A 19,076-nucleotide genomic window follows, 5' to 3' on the forward strand; every position below is an offset into this window, starting at 1 on the left:
TGAAAAGTGAAATGCCAGACAAAAAAAGCCGGACGCAAGGCCCGGCTTTGTTCATTCAAATATCGTCTGACTTATGCGGGGCGGATCAGTACGTGACGCTTCTTGCCCAGCGATAGCTTGATAACACCCTGATCGTTCAGCGCACCGGCATCGACGGTCATGCGGGGATCGCTGACTGGTTCATCATTGATGCGCACAGCACCGCCTTCGACGTGACGGCGGGCTTCGCCATTGGTGGTGCACAGCTCAGCAAGAACCATCAGCGCCAGAACACCGATGCCGCCATTCAGCGTCGCCTTGTGAACGCCCACGGTTGGCAGATTTTCCGAAAGCTCGCCGTCCTCGAATGTCTTGCGGGCGGTTTCAGCCGCTTCTTCGGCTGCATTGCGGCCATGCAGCATGGCCGTCACTTCGGTTGCAAGAATTTTCTTCGCTTCGTTGATTTCAACGCCTTCTAGTGCGGCCAGCTTGGCGATTTCATCCAGCGGAAGCGTCGTGTAGAGCTTCAGGAATCGCTCGACATCGGCATCTTCGGTGTTGCGCCAGTACTGCCAGAAATCATAAGCGCTCAGCATTTCGGCGTTCAACCAGACGGCGCCGCCAAGCGACTTGCCCATCTTCTGACCCGATGCTGTCGTCAGCAGCGGCGAGGTGAGGGCATAAAGCTGCGGCGTTCCCATACGGTGACCGAGATCGATACCGTTGATGATATTGCCCCACTGATCCGAACCGCCCATCTGCAGGCGAATGTCGTGACGCTTGTTCAGTTCCACGAAATCGTAGGCCTGAAGGATCATGTAGTTGAATTCAAGGAATGATAGCGACTGCTCACGATCGAGGCGCATCTTCACCGAATCGAACGAAAGCATGCGGTTGACCGAGAAATGACGGCCAACATCGCGCAGGAATTCAAGATAGTTGATGTTGCGCAGCCAGTCGGCATTGTTGACCATCAGCGCATCGGTCGGGCCATCACCAAAAGTCAGGTAGTTGGCGAAGACCCGCTTGATGCCGGCAATGTTCTCGGCAATCGTATCTTCGGTCATCAGTTTGCGTGCTTCGTCCTTGAAGGACGGGTCGCCCACCATGCCGGTGCCACCGCCCATCAGCGCGACAGGCCGATGGCCCGTCTGCTGGAACCAGTGCAGCATCATGATCTGGATCAGACCGCCTGCATGAAGGCTTGGAGCCGTGGGATCGAAACCGATATAGGCTGTCACGGTTTCCTTGGCCAACAATTCGTCGAGGCCACTTTCATCGGAAATCTGATGAATGAAGCCACGCTCGGAAAGCGTGCGAAGAAAATCGGATTTGAAACCGGACATTCCTTTTCCCTGACTGATAAGGCGAAGTTGAAACTGGTCGCAAGCGGCTGCTTACATCCATGTGATAGGTCCGCCTTTAGCACCAATCAACCGCCAATAACAAGGAAACTCCCGTTTCGGCGGGTTGCGAACCAGTAATTTGGCATATTGACCGGATGATTTTCAGTGTTGCGCTGTATTCGAAAAGAGATTGAGCACAATGACGCCGGCAATAATCAATCCCATGCCGAGCACTGCGGCCAGGTCGAGCTTTTGTCCAAAGATAAGCCAGCCGATCAGTGCAACGAGCGTCACGCCAATTCCGGACCAGACCGCATAGGCAATCCCGACGGGTATGCTCTTCAACGTCATGGAAAGAAAATAGAAGGCCAGCCCATAAGCGACGACGACGATCAGGGAGGGCCCCAGGCGGGTAAAGCCTTCGGACGCCTTGAGGCTGAGTGTTCCGATGACTTCAGACACGATGGCGATAGCAAGAATGGCATAAACCGGCATGTCACGCTCGTGAGATGGATGTGAAAGGACGAATCATTCGATAGCGATGTAGCATCGCACGAAAAATCCGGCGGGAGACCCGCCGGATGAGACGCTGCAAATCTGGAAAACGACTTGCCGGATTGTTTGTTAGCGAAGGCGCTTCGGACGCGCTTCCACCAGTTCGCCAGCCAGACGGCGATCAAGATACTCGGCGCAATCCTCGATGAGTTCATCGCCCTGACCGGTGAAGAAGTGATTTGCGCCCGGAATCGTGGTCTGGGTGATCGTGATGCCCTTCTGGGTCTTCAGTTTGTCGACCAGAGCCTGAACATCCTTCGGCGGCGCAACCTTGTCGTTATCGCCATGGATGATGAGACCGGACGAAGGGCAGGGCGCCAGGAAGGAGAAATCATAAGTGTTCGGCTGCGGAGCGACGGAAATGAAGCCTTCGATTTCCGGGCGGCGCATTAGTAGCTGCATGCCGATCCAGGCGCCGAATGAATAGCCGGCAACCCAGCATGTCTTGGAATCGGGGTGAAGCGCCTGCACCCAGTCGAGCGCGCTTGCCGCATCCGACAGTTCGCCCGCACCGTGGTCGAATTCGCCCTGGCTGCGGCCGATGCCGCGGAAGTTGAAGCGCAACGTTGTGAAACCGCGCTGCTGGAACATGTAGAACAGATCATAGACGATCTTGTTGTTCATCGTTCCGCCGAACTGCGGATGCGGATGAAGGATGAGCGCGATCGGAGCATTCTTTTCTTTGGAAGGCTGATAGCGACCTTCGAGGCGTCCGGCAGGACCGTTGAAAATGACTTCTGGCATGTGTACTCCGCTCGTAACGGGAAAGCCGGACCTGGGCGGCGAAACTTGACGTTGTTGAACGCCGCTTCTAGAACCGGTTTGAAATTTCGACAGACTGAAAGCAGGTTTCAGTTCCTATGGGGGCTTAATAGGCTTTTCTTGATTGAAAATTCAAGAAAATTGCGCTTCCAGAATTTTGTTTAGGAGATAGGTACGGTGAACGGGAGCGGCAAGAGGCTCTATCTGGATTATAATGCCAGCGCTCCGTTGCTCGAAGAGGCACGGGATGCGGTGATCAACGCACTCGGCATTACCGGCAATCCATCCTCCGTGCATCGTGAAGGCCGCGCTGCACGCGCGCTCGTTGAAGCTGCGCGCCGCAGCGTTGCAGCCCTTGTCAATGCCAGACCGGACCATGTTTTCTTTACATCAGGTGCAACAGAAGCCGCTTCGACGTTACTGACGCCGCACTACATGATGGGGCGGTCGCCGGTCCGCCTGTCGCATCTCTATGTGAGCGGGACGGAACACCCATGCGTGCTGTCCGGTGGCCAGTTTGCCCCGCAGGACGTCACGGTGCTGCCGGTCGATGCAAACGGCATCGTGGAGCTCGATTCCCTGAGAGCTGCCCTTGGCCGTCACGACAAGAGCGCGGGGCTGCCGCTCGTTGCGATACAGGCTGCCAATAACGAAACAGGGGTCATTCAGCCGGTTGCGGAAATTGCCGCTATAGTCAAGGCCGCTGGCGGCATCTATATCGTCGATGCGGTTCAAGCCGTGGGACGCATTCAATTAGATATTTCGGATAGTTGCGGTGATTATCTCATAATCTCCTCACACAAGATCGGCGGACCGAAAGGCGTCGGCGCAATCATTGCCATTTCCGACCTCATGATGCCGCGCGCGCTTGTTCGCGGTGGCGGTCAGGAGAAGGGGCATAGAGCTGGAACCGAAGCGCTGCCGCTGATTGCAGGTTTCGGCGCTGCCGCTGATGCTGCCAAGACACGGCTTAACGGCGATGGCTGGTCTCCGGCAATGAGGGACAGGCTGGAAGCTGGTCTGGCGGCAATCGCCCCCGACGCGGTGATCTACGGCAGCTCGGTCGATCGGCTACCGAACACGACCTTCTTTTCTCTCGAAGAACAGAAGGCCGAAACCGTGCAGATCGCATTTGATCTCGGCGGAATCGCTCTTTCGGCAGGATCGGCCTGCTCGTCTGGGAAAGTCGGTCCCAGCCATGTGCTGTCAGCAATGGGATACGAAGACAGTCTCGGGGCGATCCGTGTGTCGCTTGAACCAACGGCAACGCCCGAGGAAGTTGATGCCTTTCTCGATGTGCTGCGCAAAATTGTCGAGCGCCGCGCCAGGAAAGCCTGATCAGAATAAGCCTGAACTAAAAATGACCTCGCGAAGCGGGCCCGCAGAGACCCGCGAGTGCGCTGTTTCAACGCGCATTTTTATAAGTTGATTGTTTTAATCGCATTTTTTCGGGCAAATTTGAACCCGGCGCTTGAAATTCAGTTTAGAGAGGTTTTAAAGAAGGGGCACGCACACTATATCGAGACGGTAACCAAGACTATTATCGCCTTGACGTTTGCAACTGTCGGGCCTTGACCCCGACGAGGATGGAGAACGCCGATGCCTGCAGTGCAGGAGACCATTGATCAGGTCCGCGGCCTTGACGTGGACCAGTACAAATATGGCTTCGAGACGACGATCGAAGCCGAGAAGGCTCCCAAGGGCCTGAACGAAGATATTATCCGCTTCATTTCCGCCAAGAAAAACGAGCCGGAATGGATGCTGGAATGGCGTCTCAAAGCCTATGAACGCTGGCTCACCATGGAAGAGCCGACATGGGCGCGCGTCGATTATCCGAAGATCGATTTTCAGGACGCATATTATTATGCGGCGCCGAAAAATCAGTCGGGTCCGAAATCGCTTGATGAAGTCGATCCGGAACTGCTGAAGACCTATGAAAAGCTTGGCATTCCGCTGCGCGAACAGGAAATTCTAGCCGGTGTGCGCAAACAGGGCGAGCCGAGCGAAATCGACGGCAATCCGTCCGACAATGTCTATGCGTCGGGCCGCGTGGCCGTTGATGCCGTGTTCGACAGCGTGTCGGTCGTCACGACCTTCAAGGAAGAACTTGCCAAAGCTGGCGTGATCTTCTGCTCGATTTCGGAAGCGATCCGCGAGCATCCTGAACTGGTGCAGAAATATCTGGCTTCTGTGGTTCCGGTTTCGGACAATTACTATGCCACGCTGAATTCGGCTGTTTTTACGGATGGTTCGTTCGTCTACGTTCCGAAGGGCGTTCGTTGCCCTATGGAACTTTCGACCTATTTCCGTATCAATGAAAAGAACACCGGTCAGTTTGAACGTACGCTCATCATCGCCGATGAAGGTGCGTATGTATCTTATCTTGAAGGTTGCACCGCACCGCAGCGCGACGAAAACCAGCTGCACGCGGCTGTCGTTGAGCTGATTGCTCTCGAAAACGCCGAAATCAAATATTCGACGGTCCAGAACTGGTTCCCGGGCGATAAGGACGGCAAGGGCGGCATCTACAACTTCGTCACCAAGCGTGGCGATTGCCGTGGCGATAATTCCAAGATTTCGTGGACGCAGGTGGAAACCGGCTCCGCAATCACCTGGAAATATCCGTCCTGTATTTTGCGCGGCGACAATTCGCGCGGCGAGTTCTATTCGATTGCCGTTTCCAACGGACATCAGCAGATCGACTCGGGCACCAAGATGCTGCACCTCGGCAAGAACACGTCGAGCCGCATCATCTCGAAGGGTATTTCGGCCGGCAAGTCGAACAACACCTATCGCGGACAGGTTTCGGCCCATCGCAAGGCCGAGAATGCGCGTAACTTTACCCAGTGCGACTCGCTCCTGATCGGCAACGATTGCGGCGCGCATACGGTGCCGTATATCGAGGCGAAAAACGCCACGGCGCAGTTCGAGCATGAGGCAACTACCTCCAAGATTTCGGAAGACCAGCTGTTCTACGTGATGCAGCGCGGCATTCCGGAAGAGGAGGCAATCGCCCTCATCGTCAATGGCTTTGTGAAGGAAGTCATTCAGGAACTGCCGATGGAATTCGCCGTCGAAGCGCAGAAGCTTATCGGCATTTCGCTTGAGGGCAGCGTCGGTTAACCGACGCATCCTTCCATCTCGCATCAGATTTTCTGGCCAGCCTTTTCCTGGCATTAGAACAAGGTTTACATTCATGCTTGAGATCAAGAACCTCCATGCAAAGATCGCCGACACGGATACAGAGATCATCCGTGGTCTGAACCTCACCGTGAACAAGGGTGAAGTTGCTGCGATCATGGGTCCGAACGGTTCGGGCAAGTCCACGCTGTCCTACATCCTCGCCGGCCGTGACGACTATGAAGTGACGGAAGGCGACATTCTTTACAATGGCGAGTCGATCCTTGAGCTCGACCCGGCAGAACGCGCCGCCAAGGGTATCTTCCTGGCTTTCCAGTACCCGATGGAAATTCCGGGCGTTGCCACGATGGAATTCCTGAAGGTTGCCATGAACAGCCAGCGCAAGGCGCGCGGCGAACCGGAACTGAAAATCCCGGAATTCATCAAGCGCGTGAAGGATGCCGCCGGCGGCCTCAACATCGACATGAACATGCTCAAGCGCCCGCTCAATGTTGGCTTCTCGGGCGGTGAAAAGAAGCGCGCTGAAATTCTTCAGATGCAGCTTCTGGAGCCAAGCCTTTGCGTCCTCGACGAAACCGATTCCGGTCTCGACATCGATGCGCTGAAGATCGTTTCGGAAGGCGTGAACGCGCTGCGTTCGCCAGATCGCGCCGTCGTCGTCATTACGCACTATCAGCGTCTGCTCGAGCATATCGTTCCGGACAGCGTGCACGTTCTGTACAAGGGCCAGGTCATCAAGTCCGGTGACAAGAGCCTTGCGTTGCATCTGGAAGAAAACGGTTATGCCGACGTAATCGGCGAAGCTGCCTGAGGAGGGATGGATCATGAATATCCAGACCGCTCCAGCTTCCAAGCCGCGAACGCCGGCTGAAAGCGCGCTGATCGACAGCTTTGCCGACCGCATGGGCGACCTGCCGGGCAATGGCGATGTTGTCGTTGCTCGTGATGCGGCCCTTGAAGCGCTCAAGGAAAACGGCATTCCATCCCGACGCGTCGAAAGCTGGCACTATACGGATTTCCGTACGCTTCTGAAGGGTGTAGCGCCGTTCGACACGTCAGCAGAAACGCAGGCGTTGCCCGCGCTCATCGCCGGTTCGTCGATTGTTGCCGCGAGCAACGGCGTTGCTCTTGGTGCGAATGCGCCTCAAGGCGTTTCGCTGACGCCGGTCCGCGAAGCGCTGGCTGACGGCTCGCTCGTCACCCAGCTCCGGTCGCGCGGCTTCGACGATACGATCGGCCAGATCAACGCTGCCTATGTCAGCGATGGCTGGATGGTTTCGATTGCCGATGGCACCGAGCTGGAAGCCCCGCTGGAACTCCAGAATATCCAGAAGGTCGGACAGGGACACACTCGTTTCCCGGTTCGCATTGGTGCCAATGTCAAGGCCACGATTGTGGAACGCCAGAATGGCGGCGAAGGCGATGCCTTCTCCACTTCTGTCAACCACGTAACCGTTGGCGATGGCGCCGAGATTCTCTGGGTTATCCTGCGAGATTTCGGTCAGGCAACGCAGCTCTCGCAGTTCAATGCGACGATGGGCAAGGGCTCCCGCCTGACGCTTTACATCATCAACGCGGGCGGCAAGCTCGTGCGTCAGGAAGTGCACGTCAACGTTGCCGGAGAAGATTCTGACTTTGAACTTCGCGGCCTCAATCTGCTGGCTGATGACAGCCATACAGACGTGACCATGACCGTTGGCCATCTGGTGGAGAACACCCGCTCGACCGAGATTGTCCGCAATGTGGTCAAGGACCGCGCGCGCGGCGTTTTCCAGGGCATGATCCGCGTCGCGCAGATCGCCCAGAAGACCGACGCCCGCATGGCCTGCAACACACTGCTGCTGTCGGACGAAGGCGAGTTCGACGCCAAGCCCGAACTCGAAATCTTCGCCGATGACGTGGCCTGCGGCCATGGTGCGACGGTTACCGAATTGTCAAAGGACTATCTGTTCTATCTGATGGCCCGCGGCATTCCGGAAAACGACGCTCGTGGCCTGTTGATCAAGGCATTCATCGCCGAGATTATCGAGGAACTGGAAGACGAAACGCTGGTTGAGGCACTGGAAGAAGTGCTGTCCAACTGGCTCGCCAGCCACGCCTGATTGACTGAGGCGGAGCGTGTGATTGCGCTCCGCCTTTTCCTGCCGAAACGGCAAGAGGAACGATCATGGACCACAAGAATCCGCTGATTGCGGCTTATGACGTCGAGGCGATCCGCCGGGACTTCCCAATCCTTTCGCGAGAAGTGCACGGCAAGCCGCTCGTCTATCTCGACAACGGCGCATCGGCGCAGAAGCCACAGAGCGTCATCGACGCTGTGACGCACGCTTATTCCAACGAATATGCCAATGTTCATCGGGGACTGCATTTCCTGTCAAATGCGGCGACGGACGCCTATGAAAAATCGCGTGAGACGGTGCGCCGCTTCCTGAACGCCGATTCGGTGGACGAAATCGTCTTCACGAAAAACGCGACCGAGGCGATCAACACTGTCGCCTATGGCTACGGCATGCCACATATTGGCGAAGGCGATGAAATTCTGCTGTCGATCATGGAGCATCACTCCAATATCGTGCCGTGGCATTTCATTCGCGAAAGACAGGGGGCAAAGCTTGTTTTCGCGCCGGTGGACGATGAAGGCGTCTTCCATATCGAGGAATTCGAGAAGCGCCTGACGGACCGCACCAAGCTTGTCGCGATTACCCATATGTCGAACGCGCTCGGTACGGTGACGCCGATCAAGAAAATCGTCGATCTTGCTCATGCGCGCGGCATTCCGGTGCTGGTCGATGGCAGTCAGGGTGCTGTGCACCTGCCGGTTGATGTGCGGGATCTCGGCTGTGATTGGTATGTCTTCACCGGTCATAAGGTCTATGGTCCTTCGGGCATCGGCGTCCTTTATGGTCGCGCTGAAATGCTCGAGAAGATGCGCCCGTTTCAGGGCGGCGGCGAAATGATCGAGGAAGTGACTGAAGAAAACGTCACCTATAATCATCCGCCGCACCGCTTTGAGGCCGGTACGCCGCCCATCGTTCAGGCCATCGGTCTTGGCGCTGCGCTTGAATATATGGAAAAGATTGGCCGTCACGCCATCCTCGCCCATGAGGAAGATTTGCGCGATTACGCCCACGAGCAACTCGGGCGGATCAATTCCCTGCGAATTTTCGGCAACGCGCCGGGCAAGGGAGCCATCATATCGTTCGCACTTGAGGGAATTCATGCGCATGACGTGTCGATGGTGATCGATCGGGCAGGGGTGGCGGTACGTGCCGGAACGCATTGCGCTCAGCCGCTCTTGAAACGCTTCGGCGTCACCTCTACATGCCGTGCATCCTTCGCCCTGTACAATACCCGTGCTGAAGTGGATGCACTGGCGGAAGCCTTGGAAAAGGCAAGGAAGTTTTTCGGATGACCGACATGGAACATAAAGTTCAGGACCAGGCTGACACCAAGCCTTCCGAAGATGCGACGACAGCCGAAGGCAATGCGGTATTTTCCGCATCGGCTATTCCGCAGGAGGAACTCCTGCGCATGACCGACGACATCATTGCTGCGCTAAAAACGGTATATGACCCGGAAATTCCCGCCGATATCTACGAACTGGGTCTTGTTTACAAGATCGATATCGAAGACGACCGCACCGTGAAGATCGAAATGACCCTTACGGCGCCCGGTTGTCCCGTGGCGGGTGAAATGCCGGGCTGGGTGGAAAATGCAGTCGGCGCGGTTGAGGGCGTTTCAATGGTGGAAGTCACGATGACTTTCGATCCCCCATGGACGGCCGACCGCATGTCGGAAGAGGCGCAGGTGGCGGTCGGCTGGTACTGATAAGCCTCAACGTTGCCTGATACGGTTTTGTGGCGTAGGAAGTCAGAAACCTGTCGTGTTGACATAGTGTTTCGAGCTTATTCCGAACAGTGCTCCAATGAGGCCGACGATCGCTCCGAGAGCCATTGCCATCGAAATGAGCGCCTGCCCGCCCATGAACGGCAACATGCAGATGGATGCAAAAAGCTTCCAGATGCGGCTTAGAAGTTTGGTCGGAAACCGCAGCAGCGCCCGCCGCGGATTTTTGCGATACTGAGCTCCGAATTCGGTCGCATTGTGGGCTCTGTTTCTGCGGAAATGATAAGCAAGGCTTATCCGGCAGTCGGGCACGGTCTCATAAACAATTGCATCAGGAGCCCAGCCCGTCCTGGCACCGAGTTCCTTCGCCTGAAGCCAAAGGTTCCAGTCTTCGCCACCTGCCAAACCGATCCGCGAATCGAATCTCAGTCCTGTCCGGCGGAAGAATTCCATCCTTCCCAGCCAGCTTCCAGTGGCGATCTTGATGGTGTCGGCTTTATTCTCGTTCCATTTCCTTCTTGCTCTCTTCTCGGCCTTGAGGTTGTTCGCCTCAATGCCCGACCAAATGAGCTTTTTCCACGGGTTGAGGTTGGGTTTTGCCGGAACGGGTCTGACGGGCGATCCGACAATATCGAGGTCAAGCCTCTGCTGTTCGCGCAGAAGCTCCAAAAACCAGTCGGCTGCGACCTGTTCATCATCATCGACGAAGACAAGCAATTCGGATTGGTTCTGAAGCGCATATTCGAGTGCGCGATTGCGTGCGCTTGATATACCGATATTTGTCTCGAGAAGGTACGCGACTGTACTATTATTCAGCGAAGATCGTATATCGTTTAGCCACTCGAAAGATGTACTTGTGGAATTATTTTCAACTATGAGAAAGTCTATGCAATGTCCCTGAGGAAGCTCCAACGATGCAATGGATTTGTACAATTGACGAATCATGATCGGTCGATTGCGTGTGATGGTCGCAATGATTATGTTCATATGACATCATCTTAGTATAAAGTGATAATGTTACTTGTGAGAGAATTCAAAAATTAAATTGCGCCTTTTGTTAGGCTTTTAACTTCAGTAACAATGAATATTTCATGGAAACAAAAGTAAAAATAGTGCAGGTGTCATCCGTCTTGGCGTTGGCGAGCTAAAAAGAAATAAAAATCGTATTATCCAACCCGATTAAGCGGACTGGTGCCCCCAGAGAGACTCGAACTCCCGACCCCCTGATTACAAATCAGGTGCTCTACCAACTGAGCTATAAGGGCACTTGCGCCCGATTAGCACAAATGCGGCATATGTAAAACGAAAATTCATTGTCCGGAGGTCATGGCAACCGGGTTTTTCATGTGATAGCCAATAGCGGGTTGGGGAAACAGTGGCAAACTTGTCAGAGTTGGGCCGGATTCGGGACTGAAAATATGGAAGATAAATCGCTCGCGCTTCATTTTCTGTCGTCAGGAACCGAAGAATCACTTCTCGCTCAAAAGGAATTGGTTGCCCGTTATGGCCATGTGGCCGCCGAAGATGCCGATATCATTGTCGCTCTTGGCGGTGATGGAACCATGCTGCAGGCACTTCGCGACTTCATGAACAGCGGCAAGCCGATTTACGGAATGAACCGCGGGTCGGTTGGCTTTCTGATGAACGAATTCAGCGTGGACGATCTGCCAGCGCGCATTCTGGCTGCACAGATGGAAACCATTCGCCCGCTTGTCATGGTCGCAGACACCGAATCCGGACAATCGTTCGAAGCTTTGGCGATCAACGAAGTTTCCCTTTTCCGTCAGTCCTATCAGGCCGCGAAGATCAGAATAACGATCGATGGCAAGGTGCGGCTGGATGAACTCGTATGCGATGGCGTGATGGTTGCGACTCCCGCAGGTTCCACCGCCTACAATCTGTCGGCGCAAGGCCCCATCCTGCCGCTTGAGGCGCCGCTTCTGGCGCTGACACCTGTAAGCCCGTTTCGCCCACGCCGGTGGGGCGGGGCGCTGTTGCCGAAGCATGTGACCGTGCGTATGGATCTGCTGGAAACCGAAAAGCGTCCCGTCAATGCGGTTGCGGACAACAACGAGGTCAAATCCGTCAGGTCGGTAACGGTAAGAGAGGCGCCCAATAGCCAGGTGGCCATTCTTTTTGATCGAAATCACTCCTGGGATGAGCGCATCCTGACAGAACAGTTCAGGCACTAGGTCGGTCAGGAAAATGGCTCGCTATTTCTGCAACGCGGCATGTCCTTTAGCTTTTGATAATTTGAATAAATTTGTTCACGCTCGGCGTTGATTTCGAGTGTTGCAGCACAATTGAAGCAATTTGATCTCTTTCGATGGTATTTTAGTTGACTTTTGCACGCTGTAGACGTAGGCGATGCTGCAAGAAAACGCATATTGCGTTGCAGACGCCTTATTCTGCCTTGGTTCCTGCGCCCGATGACGCGGCTGCAATGACAGGATGGGTGGAAATCATTTCCAAACCAGAGAGCTGCGCCTCCATTGACGACATTTGCCGAACTCGGTCTTTCCCCGAAAGTGCTCGCCGCTGTAGAAGCGGCAGGATATACTGCGCCCACTCCCATTCAGGCTGGAGCCATTCCTCCAGCCCTTGAACGCAAGGACGTTCTCGGTATCGCGCAGACGGGAACCGGAAAGACGGCCTCTTTCGTGCTTCCGATGTTGACGCTTCTGGAAAAGGGCAGGGCTCGTGCTCGCATGCCCCGTACGCTCATTCTGGAACCAACCCGTGAGCTCGCAGCCCAGGTCGAGGAAAACTTCGCCAAGTACGGCGTCAATCAGCGCCTCAATGTGGCCCTGCTGATCGGCGGTGTTTCGTTCGATGAACAGGAGCGCAAGCTGGAACGCGGCGCCGACGTTCTCATCGCAACGCCCGGCCGTCTGCTTGATCATTTCGAACGTGGCAAACTGCTCCTGACCGGTGTTGAAATTCTCGTCATCGACGAGGCGGATCGCATGCTCGACATGGGCTTCATCCCGGACATCGAGCGTATCTGCAAGCTTATCCCGTTTACGCGCCAGACCCTGTTTTTCTCGGCTACCATGCCGCCGGAAATCACCAAGCTGACGGAACAGTTCCTGCATTCCCCGACGCGCATCGAGGTTGCAAAGGCTTCATCCACGGCCAAGACCGTGACCCAGCGTCTGGTGAAATCCAGCAAGAAGGACTGGGACAAGCGCGCGGTCCTGCGTGATCTCATCCGTGCGGAAGGCGATACGCTCAAGAACGCGATTATCTTCTGCAACCGCAAGAAGGACGTGTCCGAGCTTTTCCGCTCACTGACGCGGCATGAATTCGATGCCGGCGCTTTGCATGGCGATATGGACCAGCGCGCGCGCATGACCATGCTGTCGAACTTCAAGGATGGCAAATTGCGGTTGCTGGTTGCTTCCGACGTCGCGGCCCGTGGTCTCGATATTCCTGATGTGAGCCACGTTTTCAATTTTGATGTTCCGATTCATTCGGAAGATTATGTCCACCGTATTGGCCGTACTGGTCGCGCGGGACGTTCCGGCAAGGCCTTCACCATAGTCACGCCTTCGGACACGAAATATCTGGCCGCTATCGAAAATATGATCGGCGAAAAGATCGAATGGCTCGACGGTGATCTGTCGACCCTGCCGGCCTCCGACGAGGCAGACGATGCGCGCAAGAACAAGAATGCGCGCGGCAAAGGCAAGGACGCCAAGGGCAAGGACAAGCCGAAAGACAAGGCAAAGGCGAAGCCTGCGGAGATCGTCGATCCTGCGGAACAGCCGCAGCCGGTCATCGAAGCCAGTGAGCGTCGCGATGCGATCCGCGCTTCCAACAATGAGCGCCGCGGCAAGCCGCAGCATGAACAGAAGCGCCGCCGTGATCGTGATGATGACGGCCCGACACCTGTCGGTTTCGGCAACGACATTCCGGCATTCATGCTGATTCCAACTGGAATCTGACGGAAATAGAAATGATCAATCGGCTGCAAGCGAACGCTTTGCAGCCGATTTCTTTTTGGGCTTGGTTTTCCCGCTTCGCAGGGCAGCATCATAAGCAAGGCGTGCCCAGCGCGTCATCACTTCAGGATCATCGAAAGCTTCGCTCGGCACGCTCCAGTAAGGCATGGCGACCGGATCGCCACCTTTGCGGCCTTCATAGGTCCATTGGGTCGCACCAGCATCGATAAATTCAGGAATGGTTATTTCGTCGGCCTTGAACAGCAGCTCGTCCCGCACGACAAGCGCAAAGATCAGGCCCTGGTGATAAATGCCCTTGCCGCCGAACATTCGGCGTATGCTGATGGGGCCGAAGTCCTGCAGCAGATCGCGAAGAGCTTCGTCATCCATTAGCTGACGGACCTTGTGCTTGAATTAGGCTGCGCCCTGCATCTGGCGGAGGCTTTCCGGGGAGGCGGCCTTGATTTCAACGGACTCACCGCAACCGCAAGCCGATGTCTGGTTCGGATTATTGAAGACGAAACCTGTGCGCAATGTCGTCACCTCGAAGTCCATCTGCGTGCCGAGCAGGAAGAGAACGGCCTCCGGCGCGATGTAAACCTTCGCGCCATCCTTTTCGATCACATCGTCGCCAGCCTTGGCTTCCGTGACGAGGTCGATGGTATATTCCATGCCGGCGCAGCCGCCTTTTTTCACACCCACCCGGATACCAAGAGCGCCATCCCGCGATGCGATGATCTCGCGAACGCGATCAGCTGCTTTGTCGGTTAGCGTCATGACTGCGAAACGGCCCATTTTCTCTCTTCCGGTATCGTGCTGGCATATGGACGGAGAATCGTCCAATCTCATCGCAACAGGCTGAGTTTCCTCCGCGATTGCCACGTTTTCACTATAGTTAGTGTTGTAACATCATTACTGCAATACACCAAATCGGGAGCGCCTCCGAAGCGCCCTGCAAAAAATTGCTAGGAAGAGGAGAAGCGAATGTCGAATGACCGGATGAAACCTCTGATGCTGGCTGCTGTAATCGGCCTTCTGGGCGCAGGGGTAGCTGGCTTTTCAGCCGGAGTTGCCTTGGCGCAAAATCCGCAAAAGGCCGCACCTGAAGAAACGCCGAGGAACGTGCAGGAAAAGCACGACAATGCTTCCGAGCCAGTTCAGGAAACCAAGCCTTCCGAACAGACGCAGGATGCCGCCGGAGGCGTGACGGTTCCAGACTATCGCGATGATCGTTCCACGCCCCAGGCACTTATCGAATCCTATTACAATGCAATCAATCGCAAGGAATATGCGCGGGCCTATGGTTATTATTCCGAAGAGGGGCGGGAGCCGGACTTCAAGACTTTCGTGAAAGGCTATGAAAACACCAAAAGTGTGAAGGTCGCACTGCGCAAGACCGAGCCGGATCCGGGTGCGGGCCAGATATATTGGAGTCAGCCCCTCGCTATCGAAGCGGAAACGGCAGATGGCAAGAAGGAAGTTTTTACTGGCTGCTATACGATCCATCTTACCAATCCCGGTATGCAGGAAGAACCACCATTCAAGCCCATGCAGATCATGACGGGCTCTCTGACCAAGTCGCCGCTGGAATTGGAAAAAAGCGTGCCGGAGGCTTGCGAGGCGCCTTGAATGAGAAATGGCAAAAAAGGCCCTTGACCTTACCACGATGGGAAGCTCCATCTTATGGCCATCCCTAGAAGGAGTGACTGATTTGATGAAGTTTTCCATCCCCAAGATGAAATGCGGCGGTTGCGCCGATAGCGTTACTTCCGCCTTGCGCAAGCTCGATGCGACGGCGCCAATCGAAATCGACCTCGAAAAGAAGGAAGTCGGATTCGGCGGTAATGCTTCGCAAGCTGCCGTGCTTTCTGCTCTGGAAGCCGCCGGCTTTCCAGCGTCGAACGCTCAATAATGTGATTTCAGGGGCGCTTGTCTCAAAGCGCTGTAAACGATAGAGCCCGTTCGGAAAGCATGATGCGGTTTCGGGCAGGCTGTATGTCAAGGACAGATGCCGGGGAGCGGAAGGCTTTCCGGCATTTTCATATCCCGATGTGCAGAGCAGCAATATAAGGTGGCCCCGGTGCGCCGATGAATGCCTGCAGCTCTGATACCGGTAATAGTGAGCATAAATGCCGCAAATGCTGTGTTTCATTGACTGGACCCGCGATTTTTGCCACATCAACGGCAAATCTCGTTTATGGTGCTCCAGCAGTATGCAGGGCGCTCCAATGGCATGAAACATCGCATTCCGCGACAAGGAAGGGTTTAGGGCTATGGCAGCCGATTTCCAGGATCTTCGCACAAAGATGGTCGACAATCAGATACGCACGACGGACGTGACCGATCTGGCAGTTATCGATGCTTTCCTGACCGTCCCGCGTGAGGCGTTCGTTCCAGCGGCCCGTCAGGTCCTTGCCTATATCGACGAAGACCAGCTCCTCGAAAGCGAAGGCAAGGAGCCTCGCTACCTGATGGAGCCGTCGCCTTTCGCCAAGCTGGTGCAGCTCGCACGCATCAAGAACACGGACGTCGTTCTCGATGTCGGTTGCGGCACCGGATATTCCTCAGCAATCCTTTCGAAGCTGGCAGGATCGGTTATCGGCCTGGAAAATGATTCCGTATTGTCGGCTGCTGCGACCGCCCGTCTTTCGGAACTGGGCTATGACAATGTTGTGATCGTTTCAGGTGAACTGCAGGCAGGCTATCCCTCGGAAGCACCTTACGACGTGATTGTCATTGAAGGCGCTGTCGATTTCATTCCCGATGCGCTTCTCGGCCAGTTGAAGGACGGTGGACGCCTCGTTGCCGTTGAAGGCCGCGGGAATGCGGGAGTTGCGCGGATTTACGTTAAAGAAAATGGTGTTGCATCGGGACGCGGTGTGTTCAACACTGCGGTTCGTCCGCTACCAGGCTTCGAACGGATTCCACAGTTCGAGTTTTAATTTAGCGGATGATACAATTCTGCAACGCTGTGGAATTTGTTTGTGCAAGCTCTGGCGGGGGCAATGGAAATAACCGAATTTAGAGGTTATTAGGATTTGCCCGAACCAATCGGTTCGATAGTTGGATTCGTTTGTTCTTATAATGAGGTACCCGGTGTTCAAAACGTGCAAAGGACTGGTAGCGGCCGCAGCATTGTTGTCTGGCACCATTTTAACGGGGCAGGCAGCGTTCTCGGAGACGTTGACCGGCGCTCTCGTAAAAGCCTACAAGAACAATGCCAACCTGAATTATTCCCGCGCTGGTGTCCGCGTTACGGACGAAGGCGTAGCCATTGCGAAGTCGGGCTATCGCCCGCAGATTACCGGCTCCTATAATGTCGGGCGTGGCAAAACACCTTCAAGCCGGGGATATCGTACGACAGGTACGTTCGGCATTGAGCTGAACCAGATGCTGTTTGACGGATTTCAAACCAAAAACAACGTCGCCGCTGCAGAAACCCAGGTCTTCGCCCAGCGCGAAAATCTCCGCAACGAAGAGCAGAACAGACTCTATGAGGCGGTAACCGCCTATATGGATGTCTATCAGGCGCGTCAGATTGCGGTTCTGCGCGAACGCAATCTCGCTGCCCTGAATGAACAGGTCCGCGCCGCCCGCGCTCGCCTCGACGTGGGTGAGGGTACGCGTACCGACGTTGCGCAGGCAGATGCCAGCCGTTCGACCGCTGTTGCGGCGCTGAATTCTGCCCGCGCCGACGTGAAGTCGGCCGAAGCGACCTATGTGCAGGTGATCGGCGTTCAGCCGGATAAGCTGGCAACAGCTGCGGCTGCCAGAAACCTGCCGGCCTCTCCGGATCAAGCATTCTCCATCGCGATTGCAGGCCATCCGGGCATTCTCGCGACGCAGTACGCCGTCAATGCCGCCGGATATAACGTAAAGGCCAAGGAAGGCGCTCTGCTTCCTTCCGTCGGACTCACGGCAAGCGCCAGCCGCCTCGACACTTACGCGGGTGAAGGCGGTTCGCAGACCGACGGCAATTCGGCTTCCATCGGCGTTGGTGTAAGCATTCCTATCTATACCGGTGGCCGTACTTCGGCACAGGTTCGCCAGTCCAAGGAGCAGCTTGGTCAGGCGCGCATTGAAGTCGATGTGGTTCGTGATCAGGTTCGTCAGGCAATCGGTGCGGCATGGTCGCAGCTCGAAGCTGCCCGTGCCTCGGTCAAGGCCAACCGTGACGGTATTGCTGCCGCGCAGCTTGCTCTCGATGGCGTCATCGAGGAACGTAAGGTTGGGCAGCGCACAACGCTCGACGTGTTGAATGCGCAGAACGATCTCATCACTGCGCAGATCGCTCTCGTCGAATCCGAACGCAACGTCGTTGTCGCCAGCTACGCGCTCCTGAATGCGACCGGTCGCATGACCGCCAGCCAGATGGGGCTGCAGGTTGCCGAGTACAAGCCGGAAGAACATTACAATGCCGTCAAGGACAAATGGTTCGGCCTGCGTACGCCAGACGGCCGCTAATCGTGCCCTCGGATAAGAATTGAAAGGCACCTTCGGGTGCCTTTTATTTTGCCTTCGATTCGGGATTTCGCGGCCTCGTCAATTCTTAACAAATCCATAAAGCTGTGAGTTTGAGTGCGTGTGCATTGGCCAGGGATTCTCAAACCGGGGATCGTCCGCTACCCTTAATCCATTGATTCTCTGTCTTTTGCAGACAATGTCGCAATACAGGAAAGCGGATTAGCCATGGCACAGACATCCAGCGCAGCACGTGAACCGTCGATGGAAGAGATTCTCGCTTCCATCCGCAGGATCATCGAGGACAGCGATGTCACCCGCCAGCCCGCGCCGGTGTCGGCAAGCGCCCCGGCTCGGGGTGAGGTTGCGGAATTCCGCCGTCCGGTCACTGAGCAACCGGTGGCGCAGCCGGAAAAGCCCTCAATGATGCGCAATGTGTTTCAGGATGAACCGACATTGCGCGGCCCGATCGAACCGGTACCGGCAATGCACGAACCTGAAATCGAGGCCGACGACGAGGACGAAATTGTTCTCAATGCCGAGAACGACGATCATTCCGACCTCGAGGATTCGGCGTCTTCGCAGCAGCCGGACGGACTGGATATTTCTCTGGAAGAAATGGATCTTTCGGTCGAAGCCGGAATCGCCCAGGCGGTCGACACTTTGCTTGAGCCTGAAACCGAGGCGGAAACCGCGCCGGACGTTCCGGTTCAGCCCGAGGCAGCCGCTTCTGTCGCAGAAGCCGTTGCAAAGCCGCAACCTGCTGCCCATATGCTGTCTCAGATGGCGGAACGTCAGGTAGCCGCGGCATTTCAGGATTTGAACCATGTGGTCCGGGCCGAGCCGCGCCGTTCATTCGACGATATCGCTGCGGAACTGTTGCGCCCGATGTTGCAGGACTGGCTCGACAACAATCTGCCCACCCTTGTTGAGCGGCTTGTTCGGGAAGAAATCGAACGCGTGGTGCGCGGCGACCGATAATCGACGTACTGCCTGTCTAAAACGGCCTTTGAATGCAAAAGCCCGTCTGTCTTGCAGGCGG

At 55.7% G+C, this 19,076-nt stretch carries 19 protein-coding genes and 1 tRNA gene; 13 read left to right on the forward strand and 7 right to left on the reverse strand.

Annotation, left to right across the window (positions count from 1 at the left end; translation table 11 throughout):
* Positions 1-71: 71 nt before the first annotated feature.
* The 3 genes from tyrS to J9800_RS06165 all read right to left on the reverse strand — a co-directional run bounded on the left by tyrS (position 72) and on the right by J9800_RS06165 (position 2,624).
* Positions 72-1,325: a tyrosine--tRNA ligase gene (gene tyrS, locus J9800_RS06155; protein WP_114215455.1), complete on the reverse strand. Its 1,254-nt coding sequence runs from the start codon at positions 1,323-1,325 to the stop codon at positions 72-74.
* Between the two features lie 162 nt (positions 1,326-1,487).
* Positions 1,488-1,820: a DMT family transporter gene (locus J9800_RS06160; protein WP_112588115.1), complete on the reverse strand. Its 333-nt coding sequence runs from the start codon at positions 1,818-1,820 to the stop codon at positions 1,488-1,490.
* Positions 1,821-1,949: 129 nt separating this feature from the next.
* Positions 1,950-2,624 carry an alpha/beta hydrolase gene (locus J9800_RS06165; RefSeq protein ID WP_006472141.1) on the reverse strand — a complete coding sequence of 225 codons (675 nt, stop codon included), beginning with the start codon at positions 2,622-2,624 and terminating at the stop codon, positions 1,950-1,952.
* 195 nt (positions 2,625-2,819) lie between these two features.
* Between J9800_RS06165 and J9800_RS06170 the strand changes: the two genes are divergently transcribed.
* The 6 genes from J9800_RS06170 (at position 2,820) to J9800_RS06195 (ending at position 9,611) form a co-directional block, all read left to right on the forward strand.
* Positions 2,820-3,980: a cysteine desulfurase family protein gene (locus J9800_RS06170; protein WP_114215454.1), complete on the forward strand. Its 1,161-nt coding sequence runs from the start codon at positions 2,820-2,822 to the stop codon at positions 3,978-3,980.
* Positions 3,981-4,241: 261 nt separating this feature from the next.
* Positions 4,242-5,765, forward strand: coding sequence for a Fe-S cluster assembly protein SufB (gene sufB, locus J9800_RS06175; RefSeq protein WP_006466708.1), 1,524 nt, complete (start codon positions 4,242-4,244; stop codon positions 5,763-5,765).
* Positions 5,766-5,838: 73 nt separating this feature from the next.
* Positions 5,839-6,594 carry a Fe-S cluster assembly ATPase SufC gene (gene sufC / locus J9800_RS06180; protein ID WP_112588119.1) on the forward strand — a complete coding sequence of 252 codons (756 nt, stop codon included), beginning with the start codon at positions 5,839-5,841 and terminating at the stop codon, positions 6,592-6,594.
* Between the two features lie 13 nt (positions 6,595-6,607).
* Positions 6,608-7,885 (forward strand): Fe-S cluster assembly protein SufD, encoded by a 1,278-nt coding sequence (gene sufD / locus J9800_RS06185; RefSeq protein WP_114215453.1) that lies wholly within the window; start codon positions 6,608-6,610, stop codon positions 7,883-7,885.
* 65 nt (positions 7,886-7,950) lie between these two features.
* Positions 7,951-9,195 carry a cysteine desulfurase gene (locus J9800_RS06190; RefSeq protein WP_114215452.1) on the forward strand — a complete coding sequence of 415 codons (1,245 nt, stop codon included), beginning with the start codon at positions 7,951-7,953 and terminating at the stop codon, positions 9,193-9,195.
* The gene (locus tag J9800_RS06195; RefSeq protein ID WP_114215451.1) at positions 9,192-9,611 is read left to right on the forward strand and encodes an SUF system Fe-S cluster assembly protein; all 420 of its coding nucleotides are present in this window, start codon (positions 9,192-9,194) and stop codon (positions 9,609-9,611) included. Before J9800_RS06190 ends, J9800_RS06195 begins: the two co-directional genes overlap by 4 nt.
* A gap of 42 nt (positions 9,612-9,653) precedes the next feature.
* Here J9800_RS06195 and J9800_RS06200 read toward each other — a convergent pair whose 3' ends face one another.
* Together J9800_RS06200 and J9800_RS06205 are read right to left on the reverse strand one after the other, a co-directional pair.
* Entirely contained in the window at positions 9,654-10,616 is a 963-nt protein-coding gene (locus tag J9800_RS06200; protein WP_114215450.1) for a glycosyltransferase family 2 protein, read from the reverse strand.
* 202 nt (positions 10,617-10,818) lie between these two features.
* A tRNA-Thr gene (locus J9800_RS06205) sits at positions 10,819-10,894 on the reverse strand.
* Between the two features lie 153 nt (positions 10,895-11,047).
* On the opposite strand from J9800_RS06205, the gene J9800_RS06210 reads away from it, so the two are divergent.
* Both J9800_RS06210 and J9800_RS06215 read left to right on the forward strand, forming a co-directional pair.
* Positions 11,048-11,821: an NAD kinase gene (locus tag J9800_RS06210; protein ID WP_112588129.1), complete on the forward strand. Its 774-nt coding sequence runs from the start codon at positions 11,048-11,050 to the stop codon at positions 11,819-11,821.
* A gap of 300 nt (positions 11,822-12,121) precedes the next feature.
* Entirely contained in the window at positions 12,122-13,576 is a 1,455-nt protein-coding gene (locus J9800_RS06215) for a DEAD/DEAH box helicase (RefSeq protein ID WP_114215449.1), read from the forward strand.
* A gap of 15 nt (positions 13,577-13,591) precedes the next feature.
* Here J9800_RS06215 and J9800_RS06220 read toward each other — a convergent pair whose 3' ends face one another.
* A complete protein-coding gene (locus J9800_RS06220; protein WP_114215448.1) occupies positions 13,592-13,963 on the reverse strand; it encodes a TfoX/Sxy family protein in 372 nt (123 codons plus the stop codon).
* 24 nt (positions 13,964-13,987) lie between these two features.
* The gene (gene sufA / locus J9800_RS06225) at positions 13,988-14,368 is read right to left on the reverse strand and encodes a Fe-S cluster assembly scaffold SufA (RefSeq protein ID WP_114215447.1); all 381 of its coding nucleotides are present in this window, start codon (positions 14,366-14,368) and stop codon (positions 13,988-13,990) included.
* Between the two features lie 189 nt (positions 14,369-14,557).
* On the opposite strand from sufA, the gene J9800_RS06230 reads away from it, so the two are divergent.
* From J9800_RS06230 to J9800_RS06250, 5 genes are all read left to right on the forward strand, one after another.
* Positions 14,558-15,202: a Cif family virulence factor gene (locus J9800_RS06230; RefSeq protein WP_112588137.1), complete on the forward strand. Its 645-nt coding sequence runs from the start codon at positions 14,558-14,560 to the stop codon at positions 15,200-15,202.
* An 82-nt stretch (positions 15,203-15,284) separates the two neighbouring features.
* Positions 15,285-15,485, forward strand: coding sequence for a heavy-metal-associated domain-containing protein (locus tag J9800_RS06235; RefSeq protein WP_114215446.1), 201 nt, complete (start codon positions 15,285-15,287; stop codon positions 15,483-15,485).
* Between the two features lie 361 nt (positions 15,486-15,846).
* Positions 15,847-16,515, forward strand: coding sequence for a protein-L-isoaspartate O-methyltransferase family protein (locus J9800_RS06240; protein WP_112588141.1), 669 nt, complete (start codon positions 15,847-15,849; stop codon positions 16,513-16,515).
* A 142-nt stretch (positions 16,516-16,657) separates the two neighbouring features.
* Positions 16,658-18,037, forward strand: a complete 1,380-nt coding sequence (locus J9800_RS06245; RefSeq protein ID WP_112588143.1) for a TolC family outer membrane protein — start codon at positions 16,658-16,660, stop codon at positions 18,035-18,037.
* A 225-nt stretch (positions 18,038-18,262) separates the two neighbouring features.
* Positions 18,263-19,015, forward strand: a complete 753-nt coding sequence (locus J9800_RS06250) for a PopZ family protein (RefSeq protein ID WP_114215445.1) — start codon at positions 18,263-18,265, stop codon at positions 19,013-19,015.
* Positions 19,016-19,076 lie beyond the last annotated feature (61 nt).

Source organism: Ochrobactrum sp. AP1BH01-1 (assembly GCF_018066705.1).
Taxonomy (GTDB): domain Bacteria; phylum Pseudomonadota; class Alphaproteobacteria; order Rhizobiales; family Rhizobiaceae; genus Brucella.